The 22774-nt window shown below is 74.2% G+C and carries 4 protein-coding genes; 3 read left to right on the top strand and 1 reads right to left on the bottom strand.

The annotated features are described in order from the left end of the window. Positions 1-72 precede the first annotated feature (72 nt). Positions 73-516 carry a D-aminoacyl-tRNA deacylase gene (dtd, locus tag OHB21_RS03325; protein ID WP_195125378.1) on the bottom strand — a complete coding sequence of 148 codons (444 nt, stop codon included), beginning with the start codon at positions 514-516 and terminating at the stop codon, positions 73-75. A 196-nt stretch (positions 517-712) separates the two neighbouring features. Here dtd and OHB21_RS03320 point away from each other — a divergent pair, with 196 nt between their 5' ends. Genes OHB21_RS03320 through OHB21_RS03310 form a run of 3 tightly spaced genes read left to right on the top strand, consistent with a single transcriptional unit; the run spans position 713 to position 22642 of the window. After that, a complete protein-coding gene (locus OHB21_RS03320) occupies positions 713-1027 on the top strand; it encodes a hypothetical protein (RefSeq protein ID WP_195125379.1) in 315 nt (104 codons plus the stop codon). Next, on the top strand, positions 1024-1572 hold the full coding sequence (locus OHB21_RS03315; RefSeq protein WP_228790268.1) for a YbaB/EbfC family nucleoid-associated protein: 549 nt from the start codon (positions 1024-1026) through the stop codon (positions 1570-1572). The genes OHB21_RS03320 and OHB21_RS03315 overlap by 4 nt, the downstream gene beginning before the upstream one ends. A gap of 16 nt (positions 1573-1588) precedes the next feature. After that, complete coding sequence (locus OHB21_RS03310) at positions 1589-22642, top strand: WXG100-like domain-containing protein (RefSeq protein ID WP_195125380.1); 21054 nt, start codon at positions 1589-1591, stop codon at positions 22640-22642. Positions 22643-22774: the final 132 nt, after the last annotated feature.

Below are 22774 nucleotides of genomic sequence, written 5' to 3'. Positions count from 1 at the left end.
ACTCGGCCCGGCCACCATTCACGGTGGCCGGGCCGGATTCTTTTGTGCCGCGGTGGATTCGACCGGTGCGCGTCACGATTCCAGCAGCACGGTCACGGGGCCGTCGTTGATCAGTTCGACTTTCATGTGCGCGCCGAACCGTCCGGTGGCGACGGTCGCGCCGAGTCCGCGCAGCGCGTCGGCGAACGCGTCCACCAGCGGTTCGGCGACCGGCCCCGGTGCGGCCATCGACCAGGACGGCCGCCGTCCCTTCCGTGTATCGGCGTAGAGGGTGAACTGGCTGATGACGAGGACCGGTGCGTCCAGGTCGGCGGCGGAGCGTTCACCGTCGAGAATGCGCAGCCGCCACAGCTTTTCGGCCAGCGCCGCGGCGGTCGCGTCGGTGTCGGTGTGGGTGACGCCGACCAGCGCGACCAGCCCGTGCGGCGCGCCGTGCGCTGCGGGATCGATGCGGCCGACCACCTCGTGATCGACCGTGACCGCCGCTGTTGTCGCGCGCTGCACCAGGATTCGCATGCCGCCCATCATCGCAGGTACGGGGCCGGGCCGAGGTCGGTGGCGGCGGCCGCCGCCGCAGCGCCCGGCGCACGCCGAGTTATCGATCGGCTGCCGTTCGTTCACGTTCGGGCCACCGGCGGTTCGCCGATGACTGGCACGGTCGAGGGTGACGTATCGCGGTGTGCCCGCGTCCACAGCCGGAGGAGTGAACGCCATGTCGGGGAGTGTCGAGGTCGATCCGGTCCTGCTGCGCCGAGCCGGGGGACTCACTGGCGATATCCGGGATCGGATCGGTGGGGTGCTCACGACACTGCGCACCACCACCGCCGGGCTCGGCGAGCCGTGGGGTGACGACAAGATCGGCACCACCTTCGCCGAAGGGCCGAAAGGATACGTGGCCTCGCGGAAGTCCGCGCTCGAGTCGCTCGACGCGCTGAAAGCCACGTTCGCCGGGGTGTCCGAGGGCCAGAACGACTCCGCCGATCTCCTGGAGGCCCAGGAGCGTGCGAGCGAAGACATGTTCCGATGAGCGGCGCACGCTCCCGGCTGGTCAACGAACGCACCCGCGCCGATATGACCGAGGTGCTCGACGAGGTCCAGCAGCAGCTGCGCATGATCGCGCGCGTGCAGCAGGAGCGCGCCCGGCTCACCGCGACCGCCGAGACCAGGAACAGGCGGGTCGCTGTCACCGTGAACGCCGACGGCCTGGTGATCGAGACGAAATTCGGCGCGGAGATCGGCGATCTGAGCTACCCGGAGATCGCGCGGGCGGTGACCGAGGCCGCCCAGCAGGCGGCCGCGGAGGTGGCCCGGCTGGGCGGTGAGCTGATGGCGCCGTTGCAGGACCGGCGCGCCCGCTTGCCGAAACTGTCCGACCTGATCGAGGGCATGCCGGACCTGAGCGCCGAAATGCCCACGCCGCCATCGGTTCCGACCACGCCGCCGGAGGGTGCCCAGCGCCCCACCGCGGCGGCCCGGGACGAGGACGAGCCGGTGGAGATGCGGTTCACCGATGTCGAAGAGGTCGACCACGGTCGCGGCAAGGCGCACGGGGTCACCGACAGCAGTTGGTGACCCGGGATAGCAGCGCATGAGTGGTATCCCCGGCTATCTCGCATGGCTGGAGTGGGTCGCCGGTTCGGAGTGGCCGCACGGCGACGAGGACGGCATGTGGGCGCTGGCCGACGCCTGGAAGGCCGCCGCCGAGGAACTGCGCGAGATCGCCGACGATCTGGACGCCGCGAAGAGCGCGTCGCTGGACGCCTACCCGAACGGCGACGGCGGCGAGGAGATGCGCAAGCTGTTCGACTCGCTGCGCAGCGGTCCGCAGTCGCTCGAGGTGCTGGCGGCCAACCTCGAGCGGATCGCCGGTTCGGCCGACAGCGTCGGCACCGAGATCGACTACGCCAAGCTGCTGATGATCACCTCGCTGGCATTGCTGGCGCTCGAGATCGCACTGGCCTGGATCTTTCCGCCCACGGCGCCGGCGGTGCAGGCGGCCGCGATCACCGTGACCCGCATGGGGATTCGGGCCATCGCGACCCGTTTGATGACCGCTGTCGCCCGGTGGGCGGCCGACCTGCCCGGACTGTTCCGCTTCGTGGCCAGGCACGTCGCCCTCGATGCCACGATCGGCCTGGGGCAGGAAGTGGGCATCCAAGCCTGGCAGATGGCCAACGACAACCGCGAGGATTTCAAGGTCGACCAGATCGTCGGCGCGCTGGTGAGTTCCGCGGCGAGCGGCGCGGCGGCGGGGCCGTTCGGCGACTGGTTCGGCCGCAAGCTGGGCGACAAGTTCGGTGACAGCATGGCGCCGTGGATGCACGGCGGGATCACCGGCGGCACGGCGGGTCTGCTCGGCGGCGGGGCGGGTTATGTGGCGGGGCTGGGCACCCAGTTCGCGTTCGATGTGGCGCGGGACGGGTGGGACCAAGCCGTCCAGAATCTGGGCACGTCGCTGAACGAGTTCGATCTGCGCTCGGTGGCGGGCGGCGGCATCGCGAGTGCGGGCATGATCAACGGCGCGCTCTCGGGCGCCAGCCGCGCGCAGGCGAATCATTACTGGCACAACAGGTTTCCCGATATCTACGCGCCTACGGCCGATGTGTCGGGACTGACCAGGGTCGGGGGGCTGCCGCCCGGAGCGCCGGACGGTACCGGAAGTGGCGCCGGTACCGGTACTCCGGGCGCTGCGCGGTCCGGCGGTGACGGGGTGCGGGGGGACGGCGGTCCGGAGAGCCCGGGCGCCGACCCCGCCCGGACGGGCGACAGCACCGAAGCCCCGCGCGGTGCGGGTGCCGCACCGGGACAAGGGATTCCGGGGTCCGGTGCGACCGAACCGGCGGGTGGCGACGCCGCGCGCTCCGGAGCCGCACCCCAAGCACCGGACGCCGGGGCGGGTTCGGGTGAGTCCGGGCGGCAATCCGGCGCGGAAGGGGGAGTGCAGGCCGGTGTCACCGACGCCGAGCCCGCGGCGCGCGACACCGCGGGGGAGTCCACCACGGGCGAACGTGCTCCGGCACCGGGGGAGCCGGGTGCCGATCCGGCAGCTGCGCGAGATTCGGACAGTGTGGCAGCGGATGATTCGGCTGCCGCGCGCGAGCCGAGTGGTGCGGGGGATGATTCGGCCGCTGCCCGGGATCGGAGTGATGCGGCGGCGGAGGGTCCCGCCGACCAGGCCGTCTCGAAATCGGATGATCCCACCGCCCTCGCGCCGTCGAGCGACCGGTCCGAGGGGGAGGTGCCTACCGGAGACGTCGGTGATGCGGAAGGTTCCGAGGGAAGGGACACTGCCGCAAGCGTTTCCACGCAAGGCGAGGCCGCTGCGGCGAATGGTGCAGTGGGTGAGGGTGATACCGGCATCGCACAGGGGGACGGTGCCGCTCATGACACGCAGGCGCAACCGTCAGGGTCCCCACCACCACAGGTCGCGAGTGACGCACGAGGACCGCAGTCGGGGGCGTCGGTGGCCGAACCCGGTGCGGGCCGAGTCCGGAACGGCGACGTGCGCGTGGAGCCCGGCGCCTCGCAGGCCCGGCCCGGCGATGACGCGGCCGCGCGGGGCGACGGCCCTGCGACTCGGCCGGACAAGACCTACGACAGCGCGGCGGTGCGGGACGACGGTGTGGTGCCGCCACCCGCCGTTCGCGGGCCCGTGCCCCAACCCGACGGTTCGGCACCGCGCCCCGGCACCGCCGAAGCGAGACCCACGGGGCCGGACGCGCGCGCCGACAACCCGGCGCCGCGGGCGGGTGGCGCGGACCTGCGTCCGGGCACTTCCTCGGCGCGTCCAACCACTGGCGACGCGACCACCGGAGCGGCCGAATACCGCACCGGTGGTGCCGGAGCATCGAAACCCACCGCGGGATCGGCACGCCCGGCCCCGCCCGGCTCCCTCACCGGCGCGGTACAGGCGGGTACGGCCGCTTCGGCCGCACCACGGGCCGATATCGCGGAGTCCGCCGACCCCGCCCAGCGAAGCCAGGGCGTGCCGGATCGCGGGGTGCCCGAGGCTCCCGACCCCCGCACCCGGGACGGCGAGTCCGGGGAAACAGCAGCCACCGGTGACCGGGCGGCGGGCGCGGGTGGCGAGGTGCGCGGGAATTCCGATGGCGCGGAGGAGAACTCGCGCACCGATCATCGGTCGGAGGGGGACGGACCTGAGGGCGGTGCGACACGCTCCACGGCGGATGATCGCGGCAATCCCGCTCGGCTCTGCCTGGCGTACCTGAAGGACGTCACCGGCAGTGAGGTGATCAGGGTGCCGGACGTGCGCCCCGGTCTCGACGGGATGCACGGGGCCGAGGTGGTCGCGGCGGCGGGTGGTGAGTTGCGGCCGTTCACCGATCACGAGGCGATGGCGCGGCGCCTGCGCGACGAAGCCGCCCACCGCGCGAAGAACGACCTGGACGACCGCGTATACGCGCTGGTCATCGACGACTACGGTGCGGTGGGACAGTTCGCCTATGTGATGTCGTTCGAGGACGGTGACATCATCGTGCGCGAGGCGGGCGAGGAAACCGGGCGGCCGTTCCCGCCGCGCATCGCGGGCCCGATCGAGGGCACCTACGCCGTGCTGTTCGACAGCGCGGGCACACCCCTCCACCCGTTGTCCGCGGAGGCCAGGGCCGCCTACGAAGCGATGCTGCGCGACGACGAGGAACCCGGAACACCCGCACCCACCGACCCGCGCGCCGACACGGATCGCGACGAGAACGAACCCGAGCCCGAGGCCGGAGGCGAGCGGCACCCACCGCAGGACCCGGCTACCGCCGCGGATGTCCCCGATGCCCGCGCCTCGCGTGACGCGGACGATCGCGGTGCCGAGAGTGAGCGTGCTCCGGCCGACGCCGGTGCGGGCGTTCCGCGCGATCCGGACGATCCCGGAACCGGAGGTCCGCCCGATCCGGGTGATCCCGGCGACGGCTCGCGACCCGATCGCGAACCGTCGGGCGATCGGGATCCGATGGACGATATCCGACGGTATCTCGCGCAGCCGGAGATTCGGGCGGGGGGTGATGATCCGGTCCGGCTGACCGATGCGGAGCGGGCTTATGCCGACCGGCTCGCCGAGGCGCTCGGGATCGCCGAGGCGATGGCGGGGAACCGGGATCCGCTCGGCACGTGGCGGGAGCTGGCCGATCTGGCCAGGGCGCGGGGTTTCCTGGACGACGGCGCCGCGCCGATGCGTCATCCGGAGGACTTCGCGCGGATGGCCGTCGAGGAGCAGTACGGCGGCGAGGAGTTCTGGCGGGAGGCCGACCCGGAGGTCCGGCGGCGGATGGCGGATGAGCTGCGCGCGCTCGGCCTCGAGCACCTGGCGGTGCCCGAGCTGGAGCCGGGCACCCCGGACCGCCGATCGCGCGACGATTCGGACCCGCCTGCGCCACGCGAACCGGAGCGCGACGCGCCGCGGGCGCCGGTGGCGCGCACGGAAACCGAACTGCGCGCGGATCTGGCCCGGCGGCACGCGGCCGTCGACGCGGACGCCGACCCGGGCGCCCTCGCCCGTGCCGCCGCCGAACTCCGGTACTGGAACCTGCTGCTGGCGGGCACCGTCGAGTCCCTCGCCGACAACGCGGCCCGGCACGCCGCGGCCACCGACCCGGTGCTCCGAGCCCAGATCGAGGGTGAGCGCGCGGAGCTGGCTCGCCACCTCGGCCTCGATCCGGCGTCGCTGCGCCCGGACGACATCGATCGCACGATCGCGGACCTGCGCGACGAAACCCTGCGCCGGGCAAGGGATATCAACCTGCTCGCCGATCTGGCGACGACACCGCCGCACGCGAATCCCGCGGGCGCGCCACGGTTGCTGCTCGACATCGACGGTGAGGTGGTCCCGGTGGCCCTGCGCGCCGACGGTGACGGCGCATGGCGAGTGGCGTCACCGGAACCGGAACCGCAGGCGGGCACCGATCCCGCGGCGCCTCGCGGGGACGAGATCGTCGTCCGCCCGGAAAGCGCACCGCCGCACCGACGGTCGAGCCTGCGCCAGTGGTGGGAGCGGGTGCGGGAACAGCTGCGCCAGATCGGTGAACGCGGCCGCGACCAGCTGACCCCTTCGCGCGCCGGGTACGACGGCCACAACCCCAAGTACCCGTCGGGATCCGGCGAGGACGGCCGCGGCCAGACCGCGATCTCGGATCTGGCCGGTATCACCGATCCGGCGGCCTCGGGCGCGTTCAATCCGGCCCGCATCTGGAAGGAAGGCGCCACGATGTGGAAGCGGCGGGAGCTGGTCCCGTTCTTCCGGCATCTGTCCGGGCGGGTCCGGGACGCGGTGGGCGAGCATATCCCGATCCTGGACGCCGACGGGAGCGAGTACGCGTTCTGGATTCACGACGCCGATCCGGAGCTGCTGCGCGATATGGAGCGCGAGCTCAAGGAGATCGGCTTCCTGGACCCGGACGCCACACTGGTGCCGCCCGAGGTCCAGGACGTGCCCGAATCGTCTTCCAGCCCAACGGATCCCGATCCTTCGCGCACCGTGGACGACGAACTGAGCGACGCTGCCGACCGGGTGGGCAGCCCCTTGCCCGACGTCGATCCGGCGAGTGTGCAACGGGCGCTGGACGAGGCCGAGTACCGCCATGCCCGCCGCGCGGCCGCGATCGATGCGCTGGCCGCGGCCGCCCGGCGCTACATCGCCGAGGACGCGAGCATCCCCTACAGCCGCGAGATCAACATGTTCGACAGCGATCCGCTGAACCGCTACCTGCGGGAGGTGGCGCGCGCCGACAATCGCGATCCGGCGCTGCTGGCCTGGGAGGGGGTCAATAACGGCGGCGAGCCCGGCCGCGACTGGGGCGATCTCTACTACAGCGATCAGCCCGGCCGCGACGACGGCTTGCGCGAGCACTTCGAGAACGCGCTGCGCCGCGACCAGGTCAAGGACGAGCGGTCGGTCTGGGCGCAGGTGCTGGGCGTCGACCTGGCCGCGTTGGACGCCGAGCGGCCCGCGGACGTGCTCGCGCATCTGAGCGCGGACGAGAAGCTGCGCCTGTTCGCCGAGCTGAAACCGAACCAGCTGACCGACCTGACCGCGGGGCTGGATCGCGACGCGCTGGCACCGATCCCGGCGAGCCGCGTCGATCCGGCCGATCCGACCGTGACGGGACCGGGCTGGGTGCTCGCCGCGATGCTTGCCGATCTGCCACCCGCGCGGCTGAGCGAGTTACTGGCGCAGCGCGATCCGGGTGAACTCGCCCGCGTCCTGGCCCGCGCGGATTTCGACGAGGTGGCTCGGGTGCGCGCCGAACTGGCCGAACAGCGCCTGTCGGAGACGATTCGGCAACTGCGCGGCGAAATGGCCACGCGTGCGGCGGAACTGGCGCGGTTCTCGGAGCTGGCGCAACCCCGGCTGCGGGCCACCGACTCGCAGGCGCGCCGGGGCCCGCTGCTCGCCGAGTGGTTCGCCGACCGGGACGCGACCGAGGTGGGTGACGGCGTGGCGCTGGTGCCCGACCCGGAGGGCGGGCCGCTTCGGCTGATCGTCCCGGACCGGCCCGGCGAGCCCGCCGCCCGGCTGGCCGGTGTGCTGGCGGCCGATACCGTGCTGGCCGATGCGGTGAACCGCGGCGAGGTGCGCGTCGAGTACCGAGACGTCTGGGTCGATGGGGCGGGCCGCCTGCACGTGGATCCGGTCGCCGCTCCGGAGGTGCGGCACTTCCACGGGATCGTGGACGGGCGGACAGCCGATGTGACAGTGATCCGTTCGGCGGACGGCACCTGGCATCCGGTGCTGGACGGGCCCGGCGCGCCGCCGGCCACCGACCGGAACACCGCGACGCTGTCCGACGATCGAGTGCGCGCCGAAATAGACCGGTTGGCAGGCGAACTCGGCATCGATCCGGCCGACCCCGCCACGCTGGACCGGACGGTCGCCGGGGAGCGGCTGCGCAACGCGTTGCGCGCGACGCGCATCGAGGCCATCGCCGACTTCACCCGGACGGCCTGGGAGATCGAGTCCTTCTACGACACCACCGCGGCGCGCGACCGGCTGGCGAACCGGCTCGGTGTGTCGGCCTCGAATCTCACCCCGCACCGGATCGCGGAGATTCTGACCGCGGACAACCAGCGCACCGCGCTGTTGCGCCAGCGCGTGCGCGATCTGGTCGACTACGCGAAGCGGTTGCGCGACACCGATTCCGCGGCCGTGCTCGCCGCCCGCGACCAACTGGCCCGCAGGCTCGGGCTCGAGCCGGAGCGGCTGTTCCCGCCCAAGTACCTGAAGGGCGATGATCCCTACTTCCGCGACCGCGGCGAACAGCGCCACCCGAACGAACTGCGCTACGTGCGCCACGGTGACCGCAAGGGCATCGACGCGAGGGTCCTGGTGGACCAGATCCGCCAGGCGGTCCGGACCGGTCGCCCGGATCAGATGCGGGCCGCGCTGGCGGAGTTCACGCGGGCGCTGCTGGCCGTCGACCCGCATTCCGGTGTGCCGCAGCGTGATCGGCCCACGCCCGACCCGCGGGCGGGGTCGGGTGAGATCCGCTCGCACGACGCAGGCGTGGCCGACCACTTGCGCGCGGTCGCGGGTGATCTCGCGGCGTTCGCGGACGCGGCCTCGGCGGACCGGTCCGAGGCAGGCGCGCCGGACGAGGGGGCCGTGCCGCGGGCCGATCGGGATTGGGCGCGCATCCTCGGTGTCGAGGTCGACGACACCGACATCGCGCGGATGATCGAGGTGTACGAGGACTACCGCGACGGCAAGATCGAAAAGCACGAGGGCCTGACCGCCGCCGAACTCACCGCGTTGCACGCTCGACTGCGCGCGGAGGTCAGGGACCGCGCCGATCGGCTCGCCGAACTCGCCGACCTGGTGGCCGAGTTCGGGCGCCGCGCCGCCGAGCCACCCGCGCCCCTGCCCGCCGGCGATCCCCGGTCGCGCATCGACGACGCCCTGCACCGGGAGTCCGATGCGGCAGCCGACGCGGCGCGCCACCGTGCCGCCGTCATGGACCGGCTGGCGGGCGAGAGCGCCGCCGCGGTGCGAGAACTCGACGCCGCCCGGGCCGCTCGTGACCGGGCGATGGCGGGTCTGCCGGTGGACGAGTCCGATGTGGCCGACCGCGAGTCGGCGCGCCGCGCCGCCGACGAGCTGCGGGGCAGGACCATGCGGGTCGACGAGATGGCGCGGCGCGTGGCCGCCATCGATGCTTTCGAGGACGCGGCCGTGCGCCACCTCGACGCCGCGGAGCGCGTCGACATCCTCGACCGCGCGATGGCGACGGCGATGGAACGCGACGCGGTGCTGAACGAAGGCGCTCGGCTGGTGACCGATCGCATCGGCGTGGTGGACGATCCGCCGCGCGTCGTGGTGGTGGCGTGGACCGACTCCGACGCCGCCGGTGTGCTGGACCGGGCCCGCCGCGACCATCCCGAGCTGGCCGAAGTCCTCGACCGCGGCGTTCCGGTCCGGCAACTGCGCATCGACTTCGACGACGCGGGCCACCTCACCCGCACCCGCACCGACCTCGCGCCGCCGGCCGCGCCGGAGGCGGACACGGCCGATCCGCTCACCCGGATCGATGACGCGGTACGGGAATTCGGCGAACGCGCCGACGAGATCATGCGCGAGGCGAACGCGCGCCTGGACGAGATCCAGCGCCGCGCCCACGCCCGCCTGGACGAGATGCTGCGCGAGTTCGGGGACGGCCCGGACGACGACGGGCCCGCACCCGCGGGCCCGCGTCCCGGCCCGCCGCATCGGCCGCCGGACAGCAACCCGGAATCGGGTGCCCGACGCGTCCCCGACGCCGACGACGCCGAGGCCGCCGCCACCGGACAGGCGACGCCCGGACTCCGGCGCCCGTCCGGTCCCGGTGACGACCTCGACGTGCCCGCCTGGGGTGACTCCGCCAGGCCCGCCGGGCCGGGCATCGCCGACACCGGGCTGCCCGAGGGGATGCGGGCGCTGGGCGACCCGGCCGATCACGTGCGCGCCTTGCTGGCACAGACCGAGGTGGGCGCGCGCATCCTGGCCGCCTTGGATGCGGGCCCGATCAGGGAGCGATTCGCCACCGCGCACTCCGACGGACGCGTGGGTGAATTGCGCAGGCACGAACTGGCGGTCGTGACCTACACCAGCGGTGTCGATCACGTGCGGCAGGCGTTGGCCTTGGCCCACGAATCCGTGCACGCCGAATACCTGGCCGAGGGGCGCAGCGCCCGCGAACGGATACGGACCATGGCGCGTGAGGAGTTCGTGCGCGCCATGGTCGACGAAGAGGTCGAGGCGAACGTTCGCCGCATCGAGGTGGTGCGGGAACTGCGCGACCTCGGCTACGAGATCGACGCGAGCCCCGCGGCACTCGCCATCGAACGGACCTACGTCGAAACCTATGAGCGCGCGCTCGACAAGTTCTCGATGGACCCGTTCGCGAGCCGTGGCGCGATCCCGCCGCTCGATCCGGCGTCGCTGCACCGGGCTGCCCACGAGTTCGCGGCCGCGGCGATCCGCGCCGACATCGCCGCGCTCGGTCCGTCCGAGGGCGGGGGCTACGCCGACTTCTACGGTGACGCCTGGGATCGGGTGCACGCGACGGGCATCGTCGAGCCGGTCGGCACCCACCCGATCTCGACCCCCGAACTCGCCGAGCGGATCCGGCTCGGTGCGCTGGAACGGCAGGCGGCACGGTTGCGCGCCGAGGAGCTCGACGCCGGAGTGGCCGACGCCGCCGCGGCGATCGGTCTACCGCGTGACGTCGAGCGAACAGCGTTGCGGGAGCGGGTGTCTCATCTGCTCTCCCGGGCCGAGGGCGAGCTCGCCGACGTGGCTACGCCCCCCGAGCGTGCGGCGGAGCTGCGACGCCGGGCGCACGATCTGCGGGTACTCGCCGACCTCGCCGATCGCCGTGAGCAGGCCCGGTGGGAGCATCAGCGCAGCGCCGACACGGTGGCGGCGATCGCCGCGCGCGATGTGCTCGCGGCCTCGGCACCCGGCGGTGCGCTGACGATGCTCGGCGACCACGTCGCGATCCGGCCCGGCGCGCCCGACCAGTTGCTCGTCGCCGCGCCCGGCGGGGAGCATGCGCGGGTGCTCGCCGAAGCCGCCGCGGACCCGTCGGCGGCGGAGCGCATCTCGCGAATCACGGTGCGGGAACTGTCGACCGTGGCCGTCGACGACAACGGCCGCGTCCGGGTGGTGGACGGCGCGCTCGCCGAGCCCGCCCCCGCGCCGCGGGTCTCGGAGATCGAGCCGGACGACTCGGCCGCCGCGGCGACGCGGGCCCGCCTGGCCGGGCTGCGGGCGGCGCTGGCCGAGTTGCCGTCGGGCCGGTGGGCCGAGGAAACCCTGCGCCGTCACGGCGTGCGCGTCGAACACGACACCGGCAGGCCGCCGCGGTACTCGCCCGAACGGAACATCCTCGTCCTCGATCCCGGCGCGAGCGACGCCGAACATCTGCTCGCGCTCGCCCGCGCGGCGATTCACGCCGAGACCGCCCGCGCCGACCCCGCCGCGCACGCCACGGATCGGCAGCGCTCGTCGCGCGCGGACTACATCGAACGGATGGTCGCGGTCGAAGCGCGCGCGACGGCGCTGGAGATCGTGATCGCGCGGCAGTTGCGCGAGGCCGGTCACGAGCTGCCGGTGAGCACCGCGGAGCGCGTCTACACCGAGGCGTTCGCGCGGGAGCGCGCGGTGGCCGCCACGGCGTTGCCCCGCGCGGGGGAAGCCGAGCTGGACCGGATCGGGAACGAGGCGGGCCTGATCGAGTTGCGGGCACTGCTCCCGGGTTATAGAGAGTCCCCCGGCGCCCTGTCCGTCGGTGAAAGTTACGGCCGGGCATGGGATCTCGCGCACGGCGTGCGGCCGTTCCACGATCGGGTGGTCGCCGCCGTCGACTCGGGTGTCGCCTCGATCGAGCCGGTCGCCGCGGGGCGGGCCATGCACGAACCGCGCCGGGTCGACCGGGTGAGGTTCGCCAACGGCGAAGTGCTCCTCCGTACCACGCTGCGCAACGCGCGCCACGCCGACGCCCACCAGCTCGTCGCGCTTCTCGGTGCCGCGGTGGGCGCGAATGTCGCACCGGTGCACCGTGTCTCGGCCACGGTATTGTTCTCCGATCCGGAGCCCGGGCGCTCACCCGCGGCCGCGCTGCACGGCGCCGCCGACATCTACGGGGACGCGCCGGGCGCGGCCGGGCTCGGTCTGCTCGACACGTTGACGGCCCGCTCGGGACGTGACAACGCCGACTGGACGATTCGTCCCGGCGACACCGTCGCCGCGATCAACAACCACCTGGCGTTCGGCAACGATCCGCTCGGATCGTCACCACCTCTCGCCTTCGCGTCGCGATACACGACCAGAACGTCCGGCGGGGACATCGAGTACGTGCCGCACGACCTCACGCTCGCGCAGATCCGATCGATCCGCGCTCGCGTCGAGGGATTGCGCGACGCCTTCGCCGAGCTCGGCCGGGAGAACTGGTTCGGCGACGTGCTCACCCGGCTGGACGCGCTGCGGGGATTCGCGCGCCCGGACGACACGGCCCACCTGTCCTCCTTCGGTCACCTGTCCCCGGACGGGACGGTGTACGTGAACCGGTACGGCGGCAGCGACCGTTACGGGGTGCGGGCCGAACTCCACCCGGGCGGCATTCTCACCCTGGAACTGCGGGCCGGGCCGGGCACACCGTCGGGATCGCAGATCTTCGCCGACGTCATGCGGGTCATGGGGCATCGGGTGCGGACCATCCGCGGCGAGTGGCTCGACAAGGACGGCCTGTCGGACAACTTCGCCACCTTCATGACGGCTCGCACGTACGGGTTCGACGAGGAATCGGCGGCCCGCAGCACCCATACCGGCAGGCTCGCCGCGCAATTCGGGTTCACCGAGGTCGAGATCCGCGACGGCGACCTGACCGAGGACACCTCCGGCTCCGGTCGGCTCGAGTCGGCTGGAGCCCACTTCTCCAGGCCGGGACAAGGCCGGGCCGACACGGCGGCCGAGGAACCGACAGCGCCCGAGGGCGGGTCCGACGCCGGCTCGCCGGGCGCCGGTGGGCCTCCGCCCGAGCGCGGACCCGGTGCCGGGCCGCGGCCGTTGACCCTGGACGCGGCGGACGGCGGACCCGCGCGCGGCTTGGGCGAACGCGCCGTGGACTCGCTGCGCGGGCTGTGGCTCTCGCTCACCGGCGACGAGTGGCGGTCGCTGTCGCCCGACCAGGTGGCCGACCGGCTCGCGGATCGGCACGCGGTGGTGCTCACCGGTCACACGGACGCCGGGGTGCACCCGGACGTCGTGCGGGAGGCCGCTCGCACCGTCGATGACCTGCTCACCCGTCATCCGTCCATCGACCTGCGCGCCTTGCGCATCGGCGACCCACCGGACCGGGCCTGGATATCGTGGGCGACCGCCGAGGTGGACGGCGACGGCCACTGGTACACCGCGTCGGTGTCGTTGAGCCGCGACGTCGCGGGCGATCCCGGCGCGCTGCGCCAGATCCGGTACGCCCTGACCCACGAGCTCGGGCACGCGCTCGAGTACGCCGCCTACAACGCGCCGGGATTCCGCCGCGCCGACGTCACGCACCGGCTCTTCACCTACTTCAGCGGCGCCCATCCGCGCGCGGACGGTGCGCGATTCGGCGAATGGCTGTCGCAGCTCAGCGAATACAGCTTCGGTGGCGACGCGGCTCGCGGCCTCGGTTCGCTCGACCCCACCGAGATCTACGCGGAGGCGTTCGCCGAGGTGGTCACCCGCGGGCACCGCGCGTCCGAGCCCGCGCGGGTCCTCTACGCGATCCTGGAGGAGGCCGCGCGCCAAGGCACGCGGGCGAGCCGGGGCCCGGAGGAGATCGCCGCGCGGCCGGATCCGGGCGTCCGGCCGGACGGTGGCGAACCGGCGAGGCGCGCGCCGGACGGCCCGGTCGGATCGGGTGATCGAGAGGGTGCCGGTGTGCCGGCCGCGGATCGCGGTCGTTCCGATGTGGGGGAACGGCCGGACGTCGCGGGCGACCGATCGGAGCCCGCGCGTGCGGACCCCGGCGCGGACGATCGGCCGGACCGCGATGGGATGCGCCGTGCCGGCGCCGAGCCGGTTGCGGCGGCCGTGCGTGCCGAATACGACGCGCTCGTCCAGGAGCGCAGGGATCTGGCCAGGGAGCGGGAGTTCGTCCGGGCGAAGGTCGACGACCGCGCCGCGAATCTGGGTCTGGACCGGCCGACCGGGTGGGTCATCCGCGATCCGGACGAGCGGCAGCGCACCATCCTCGAGCTGGACGACCGCAGCCGGGTCGACGTCCACGACGTCGCGGGCGGGATCGACGAGAACTCCCGGCTCGTCCGCGAGCCGGTCGACGCGGCGGAGCGGCGGCGGCGCGCGCAGGTCATCGCGAAACTGGTCGCCGACGCCGAACGGTTCGACCTGCTCGACGCGCGGATCGGGGAACTGGATCGGCGGATCGGCCTGCTCGAAGCCGACGGCGCGGTGCCGGACCGTCCCGGTGCGCGTGAGCTGGCCGCCGAACTGGATCGCGCGGCGCGCGAGCGGGCCAGGGCGTTGCGCGAGATCAAGCCGAGGCGGGTCATGCGCGACGACCTGGCGCTGCGACTCGGACTCGCCGACGGTTCCGGCCGCCCCGACGAAGGCGCCCTGACCCCGGACCGGCTCGAAGGGACCGTGCGGCGGTTGCGCGAATGGGTCGCGGACGCGACGGCGCGCGGTGTGCTGGACCCGGCCGAGGCGGGCGCCCGCGGCCGGGAGATCGACGCGCTCGCCGACGCCGCCGCGGATGTGAACCGCGCGCACAATCTGGCGGGCCGTCGCCAAGACGAGATGGCGCGCATCGCGGGCGCCTGGGATCGGCTGATCGAGGCCGAGGGCGGCCGGATGGTGGCGCCCGGCGTCGGGCTGATCGACGGCGACCGCCCGCGCCTGGTGGTGTTCGGCGGCCGGGACGAGCTGGGCGCCCCACCGCGCGCCGGGCTGGATCGCGCGCTGGCGGCGGCCCTGCGGGACAGCCCGATCGTCGCGCGGGCGCTGGTCACCGGGGAAGCGTCCGTCGAACTCCGCCAGGTGCTGGCCGACCGCGACGGCGCCGTCCGATGGGACGCGCTCGGTCAGGTCGCGGTGCGCAGGATGCGGACCCCGTGGCACGAGGCCTCCCGATTCGACCTCACCCTCTGGCGGGACGGCGCGGGCACCTGGCACGCCGTCGACGAGAGCCGTCCCAGCTGGGAGCTGAATCGTGACTCGGGCACGGTGCCCCGGAAGTTCACCCCCAAGGACCCACCGGACGGCGTGAGCGGCTGGGCGATGGAGGACGTCGTCAACGACATCACGCTGCCCACCGACGATGTGCCCGACGGCAAGATCCCGGAGAGCACCCTGCCGGTGAACGCGCCGATGGCGCCGACGCAGTACAACACCTCGGGGGTCGCGCCCGACGAGCTGTACTCACAGCACTGGGGCGCCGACGCCTACAACGTGGTCCGGTTGATCCTGATGCTCGCCCAGGCGCCGTCGCATCCGGCGGTCCAGCGCTGGGTGCAGTCGCATCCGGCGATCGGCGAGTGGGTGCGGTCCAAGCCGTGGCTGCGCAAGATCCCGCCGTTCGGGACATTCCTGCGCAGCTTCCCGTGGACGGCGCCGCCGCGCGCCGATATCCAGCCGATGCACCGGCCGTGGCACGCGGCCGATCACGCGCCGCCCTCGCGTCGGCCGCACATCCCCGACTCGCTGCGGCGGAGCTGGGACGCCGACGTCGCGAACTGGCAACGCGTACAGCGTTGGGCCGACGCCGAATACGACCGGTTCCTCGCCGACGACTCCGACCTCGATCGCATCCTGGAGGGGTTGGCGCGGCATCGCGCCGCGGCGCGTATCGAGGCCGCGCACGAGGTGGTGGAGCAGGTGCGGCGTCAGCTGGTCGACGCGCACCGCGGGATCGATCCGCTCGGGAACGTGGACGCACAGCTCGCGGCGGTGGGCGCGGACATCGATCGGGTCGCCGCGGAACTGTCGGGACGGTTCGTCGGCGACGACGCCGAGGCGGTGCGGGACACCGTCGCCGATATGCGCGCGTTGCTGTTGGAGGACGTGACACCCGACGCGATCGCCGCCGTGGTGGCCGAGCGGATGCGCCACGACGTGACGGAATTCGATCGCGAGCAGTTGGCGCGCATCAAGGACCACCTGATGCGCGCCGAACACCTCGTGCGCGACCCCACCGACCCGGCCGGCTCCTACGTGCGCAAGCCGATGGATCGCCTGGCCGATATCGCGGAGGCGTGGCGGCGATTGATGGACGGCGAGCCGCTGCGCCAAGACCTGGTACTGCTGCGCGACGCGCTGGCCGAAGCCGAGTACCTGGCCGAACGTCCGACCGCGACCTGGCAGGACGCCAACGCCCACGCGGTCGCGCTCGGGCACCACTGGGACGCCGACCGGCCCCCGCTCACCGAATGGCGTGCGGGCATTCCGTACGCGCCGGCCCCGGTCCCCGTCGATCCCGGCTACTGGCGACCGGCGCGAACCGAGCGCTCCACACCCCCGGAACTGCCGAGCGGCGAAGCGCGGACCGGCAGTGACTCGCCCGGCGCCGAGACGCCGCGGCCCGGCGATCCCGTCGCCCGGATCGACGCGGCGGCGCGCCGGGAACTCGCGGCCTTCGACGAGACGCTGAGCGCCCGGGAGGTCTCCGCGCGCCGCGCGTTCGAAGCGATGCTCGAGCGCATGCCGGACCCGGTGGCTCCCACGCCGGAGGGTGCTGGGGAGCGTGTGCCGGAAGGCGCTGGGGAGCGTGCGCCGGGAGGTGGCGGGGATCGTGCCGCTGACGGTGGTGGGAACCGTGTGCCCGCACAGCTTTCCGCGGCGCCCGATCCGATCCCCGATGGTGAACCCGGTGTGGTGGCGCGGTTCGATGCGGCGTTGCGGGAGACCGGTGCGGCGTTCGACCGACTTCGGTCGCAGACCGATGCGCGGTTCGAGGCGGTGGCGGGTGAGGTGGCGGCGCGGTTCGACGCGGCCGCCGAACGCCTCGGCCTGCGACCGGAATCCGCCGAACGGGTCGATGCGCGAACCGAAACCGCCGAACGGCTCGAGGGACAACCCGACGCCGCCGAACCGGTGACCGGCGATGAATCCGGTGTGGTGGCGCGGTTCGATGCGGCGTTGCGGGAGACCGGTGCGGCGTTCGACCGGCTTCGGTCGCAGACCGATGCGCGGTTCGAGGCGGTGGCGGGTGAGGTGGCGGCGCGGTTCGACGCGGCCGCCGAACGCCTCGGCCTGCGACCGGAATCCGAGCGGACGCCGCCCACCGGCGACAACGACGATCCCGATGCGGACGGACCCGCGCCCGCCGCCCCACCCTCCGGTCCACCCTCCGGCCCGCCCCGCACCCCGCCCGCCGCCGAACCTCCGGACGACGACGGTTCGGGCACCCCGACCGGCTCCGACACGCGCGAAGCCCCGGTGCGGGGTCGACCCGCCGTCGGTCGGCCGCCGGGGTCGGACGCACGGCTGGATTCCGGCTCGGATGCGCCGGTGGATCCCACGGACAGCAGGCCGCTCGATGCGGACGGGCAGACCGATGCCCGCCCGGACGCGGCGGATCGGCTCCCGGACACGCGGCCGCTGGACGCGAGTGCGGAGAGTCGGCTCGCTGATACGCGGCCTCTGGCGGCGGGCGCGCAGGCCCGGCTCGCCGACACCCGGCTTCTTCCCGCGGACTGGCGAGCGGGTGCGGTGGTTCGCGGTGCGGACACTGGGCCGGTGGGCGGTGGCGCGCAGGCCGAGGCCCGGCCGGACGCGGCGGAGCGGTCGCGCCGCCGTCCGGTGGCGGAATGGTTCGCGCGGGAGCGCGAGAAGCGGCGCTCGCTGCGGGAATGGCTGATCGATGCGCGGCGGCAGTGGCCGGTGGAGCGGGAGTGGATCCGGTCCGCGCTGAGTGACGGCGGACCCGCTCACCCGAAGCACCCCTCGGGGTCCAATCTCGACAAGTACGGGCAGACCGTGCTGGGTGACGGCATCGACCAGGTGGTGGGCGCGACGCCCGCCCAGGACGAGGGACCCAACGTCGCCAGAATCCTGTCGGAGGTGATCAAGCTCTGGGGGGACCGCGCCCGGCTGGCGGAGTTCCTGCGCGCTGCGGTGGGCCTGTATCCGAACCACGACGACCGCTTCCGCCCACCGCGCGACGCCGACGCGGCGCTGGACGACTACTGGAACACCGCCGTCGCGCCGGACACGGTCCGGTGGGTCTGGGACGCCGACCCAGATCCGCGCCACCGGATCGACCTGCCGCCCGCCCTGGCCGACCGGATGGCCGAGCGCAACGGCGTTCGCGACCGGGTGGTCACCGACGCGGTCGAGCGGGTGGTGGAGCGTCTGCGGGCGCTCGCGGCCCGCCATCCCGACCCCGGGACCGCGCTGGACTCCGCTCGCCGTGCCGACGACACCGACCTCGCGGAGATCGAACCCGAGTTGTCGCGCCTCGTGCTCGCCGAACTCGACCGCGGACTGCGCGCCGAGGCGGCGATCCTCGCCCGCCCCGGCGAGGGGGAGGTCCGGTACGAGCCGACCGGGGAGGTCCGTGCCCGGCTGGCCGATCTCGCGGCTCGGCTGAGCGCGGCGGGTGCGGAGGTCGCGGCCCGCCGCACCGACCTGACGGGCGCCGCCGGTGCCCTGGGTGTCGGCGAGGTCCACGCGCCGCCCGACCGGGTGCGGGCCGAGGCCGGCCACCGAATCCTGCTGCGCGCCGGGGCGATCGAGGCCCTCGCCGACGCGATGGCGCGCTACCGGGCGGCGGATGTGCGCCTACCGTTCGCCGAGGAGACGAACATTCTCGACCGGGACGCGGGCCGCCGGTTGCCTGCCGGACTGATCGGCACACCGATGCAGGACTGGGCGGGTGTGAACAACGGCGCCGAGCCGGGGTGGGCGCGCGGCGCGGCGGAACCGGTGTGGCAGGCGGCGGCGCTGGCACGTGCCCGGCTCGCCGCCGAGGTCGCGCAATGGGCCGACGTCCTGGACGTCGCGGTCGGCGAGCTGTCCGCGGAGAAACTGCCGGGCACCCTGGCCCGGCTGCGGGAAGGCCTCGACTGGCGCATCCGGGTCGGCGAACAGCTGCCGGAGTTGGCGACCCGGCTCGACCAGGCCGTCGAACGCGTCGACGAGCTGGCCCGCACCGTGCTCTGGGAGGCGGTCGGGGAGTTCGTCCGCGCGGGTCGCGGCTTCTGGCTCACGCCCGCCGTCGCGGTGTTCCACGGCGACGGGCCGCGCCGGATGATGCTGTTCGAGCGGCACGGCGCCCACGATCGGCTGCTCGCCGATCTGCTCCGGGACTGGCCCGATCTCGGGCCCGCGGTGGTTCGCGGCGAGGTGACGGTCGAATACCGGACGGTCCGCGTCGACGACGACGGCGCGTTCTTCGTCGGCGCGCTCGCGCCGCCGCGGGTGCGCCCCCAGCCGGACGGCGGCTGGCGGATCGAGGGCTACGCACCGGCCGACGGCCGCGACGGGCGGGCGCCGGATCGGGCGGCTGGACCGCCGCCCGGCCCCGGCACGGCGGCGGATATCGCCCGCCGCCTAGGGATTTCGCCGGAGCTGCTGAGCGCCGACCGGGCGGCGGAGGTGATCGCCGCCCTGCGCTACGACAACGCGCTACGGGCGGCCCAAGCCGAGGGCGCCGCCGACTACGCGCGGATGCTGGCCCGCGACGCCGTGCTCGCCTGGGCGAACGAGAACGCCGCCATGCCCCCGGCCGCCGTGGCGCCCGCCGACACCGTGCCGCTGGCCGACCCCGACGCGATACCCGCCTTGCGCGCGGTGACGGCCAGTGCCGATCTGATCGGCGGACACGCCCGCCACACGCTGCCCGCCGAGCTGGCGGGCCCGCGCCGGGAACTCCGTGCCCGCGACCTGGAACGGCTGCTCGGTACTCCCGCCCCCGGTCTCGGCGCGGCCGAGCGGGCCGCCGTGCGCGACGAACTGCGGGCGATGATCGACCACCGTCGGCGGGAGTTGCGCGCGCACGCGATACCGGGGCCCGGCGGCTCCCCGGCGATCGCGGGTCAGGGGGACACCGCGCGCGCCGACGCCTTCCTGCGGCGGTTGGAGATCGAACTCGCCCGCGCCACCCGCGACCCGGATGCCGACCTCGATCTGAAGCGGCGCAGGCAGCGAGAATCGTTGTCGCCCGGCGAGATCGACTCGATCAGAGGGTGGCTCGCCGCCGAGATCGCCCGGCGCGACGCTACGGTCGCCACGGTGGACGCGCTGGCCGCGAGCGGCCCGGTGCGCACCGGCGGGCCGACCGGACAGCGCCTGCGCGCCGACGTGGACCGCTTGCGCACGCTGGACGCCGCACTGGCCACCGGTGACCTCGAGCGGATACGGGGCGCGTTGCGCGACGAGATCGACTACCGCGCCGGGGAATTGGAGACGTTCGGCGAGTTCACCGGCGAATGGCTCGGCGAACTCGGCGAGCGGCGCACCCCCGCGGCGGTACGCGACGAGATCGCGGGGCTGCGCCGGTTGCTCGCCGGGGTGGACATCCCGGTGTTCCCGGCGCTCGACCCCGGTGGGGCGCGCGCCGCGGCCGAGGCGGAACTGGCGGCGCTGCGCGCGGGCCCGGGCGCCGAAACCGAGCGCGTGCGCGACGAGATCGACCGCGTCCGTCGGCGACTGGCCGTCTTCGCGGGCAGCGATCGGCGTCCGGTGCCGGAGTCGGTGCTCGCCCTGTTGCGCGCGGACCTCGCCGCGCGCGAGACCTCGAACCCGGACGATCCCGGGACGGTGAGCAGGCGCGAATGGCTCGCGCTGCTCGAGCGAGACGAGGGCGCACCGCCCACGCCCGCGATCACCGCCGCGCTCGACACCGTTCGCGCCGGGATCGCCCGTGGCGAGGCCGACGTGGCCGCGCTGCCGGTGGCATGGGGCGCGGAGCACGGGTCGCGGCGCGGCGCACTCGCCGCCGAGGTCGAGGGTCTGCGGCAGTGGCTCGCCGCGCTGGAGAGCCAGGCGGCCCGGCCGGGCGACGCGCGGCTCACCGACGGTGAACGCCGCGCCGCCCGCGCGGAGATCGTCGCCGCGATGACCGACCGCGCACAGGCGCCCGTCGCCGCCGCGCTGGCCGAGATCCGCGCCGAGGTGGCCGGATTCGCCACGGATCTGGACGCGCTCGCCGACCTGCTCGTGGACCGGTCGCCCGCGCCGGACGACCTGGCCGACACCCGGACCGAACGGATCGCGCCCGCCCCGCCGGACGCCGCCCCGCCCGACCCGGGCCCGGAGCGCCGTGACGCCGCCCGGGCCGGGCCGGGCCGCGCGGGGGCCGAGCTGGTGTACGAGCCGGTGTCCTGGGTGCGCGACGCGCTGCGCTCGTCGATGGTGCGCCTGCGAGCGGCCGAGGCCGCCGTCGCCGCCGAATTCACCGAGGCCGCCGCGGCATTGCGCGGGCTCGGCATCGATCCCGGCGCGCTGCGCCCGGAGACGCTGGCGGCCACCGTCGCCGACCTGTCCCACCGCACCCTGCTGCGCGCGGGCGCGGTCGAGGCGCTCGCCGAGGTGGTCGCGCGCCCGCACGCCGCGGCCGAGCGCGCGCTGTGGGCCGATGTTCTCGGGGTCGGCGAGGCGGAACTGCATCCGTCGCGCGTGCCCGCCACGCTGGAGCGGCTGCGCTCCGAGATTCGCGCTGTCACAGCGAGATCCGTCCGTCTCGGCGAGGCTGCCGGGCGGGTGGGGCGGGCGCTGGAGCGGGCCGCCGGGCTCGCCGACGCGATGGTGGCCGAGGCGGCGGGCGAGGTGGTACTCGCCGCACACGGGCGCTGGCTCGAACCGGCGGTCGGGGTGTTCGGCGTGGATCCGCCCACCCGGATGGTGGTGTTCACCCGCGATGAGAACGGGGCGAACGCCGCGCAGGCCCTCCTCGACCGCAGGCCCGGACTGGCCGACGACATCGCGGCGGGCGCGATCGTGCTCGAGACCGTCCACCTCCGTCTCGACGCCGACGGGGGCGTCGTCCTCGGCGCGGCCGAGGCCACGCGCCTGCACCGGACACCCGACGGGCGCCCGCAGATCCTGGGCGCCGAGCCCGCCCCGCCCGCCGTGTCACCGCCACCGCGAGAATCCCTCGGCCTGCCGCAGGATCGTCGTGCCGCGGTCGAGGAACTCGCCCGGCGCCTCGGCGTGGCGCCGGAATGGGCCGGGCGCGCCACATCGGACGAGACAGCCACCGTCGCCGACGCATTGCGGCAGCGCAACGTTCTGCGTGCCGCCCAGGTCACGACGCTGGCCGCTTACGCCCACCTGGCGGTGGACGACGCCCGCGGTGGTGGTCCCGTCCGTGATCGGCTGTCGCCGGACCGCCCCCTGATCGGCGGTGGGCCGATCCCGCTGCGGGACAACGAGATAGACCTACCGTTCGCCGAGATGATCGGCGCGGGTGTCGATCCGGGCGCGACACCCGCGGGACCGCCGCCGCGGACCGGCGACTGGGACCGTATCGTCGCCGCGCTCGACCGCGTGGACCCGCACCGGCACGGCACCGGAGAACGCCTGCCCAGCGCCGCGGTGGACCCCGCGACCGCCGCCGACCGGGCGCACCGCGCCATCGACGCCGCGCGCGACGAGATCCGTGCCGAGATCGCCAGGCGTGCGGCGGAGATCGACGCGTTCGCCGAGCCGGGGCCGTAGCGGGCGGCTCGATTCTCGCGCGCGTCGGAGGAACCCGGGTCCGGTGAGCGCCGTGACGGTGCGCCCGTCGGCCGAATTCCGCTGGGGGTCAGCGGCGGTCGCCTTCGTTAACGCGCGGAGCCGCCAACGTTC

This window comes from Nocardia puris, from assembly GCF_036051655.1.
In the GTDB taxonomy this organism is placed as follows: Bacteria; Actinomycetota; Actinomycetes; order Mycobacteriales; family Mycobacteriaceae; genus Nocardia; species Nocardia puris.
This window is presented reverse-complemented; position numbering and strand designations above follow the sequence as displayed.

Coding starts and splice junctions, on each gene's coding strand:
- OHB21_RS03315 (WP_228790268.1), top strand. CDS start 1,024: ATGAGCGGCGCACGCTCCCGGCTGGTCAACGAACGCACCCGCGCCGAT.
- OHB21_RS03320 (WP_195125379.1), top strand. CDS start 713: ATGTCGGGGAGTGTCGAGGTCGATCCGGTCCTGCTGCGCCGAGCCGGG.
- dtd (WP_195125378.1), bottom strand. CDS start 516: ATGCGAATCCTGGTGCAGCGCGCGACAACAGCGGCGGTCACGGTCGAT.
- OHB21_RS03310 (WP_195125380.1), top strand. CDS start 1,589: ATGAGTGGTATCCCCGGCTATCTCGCATGGCTGGAGTGGGTCGCCGGT.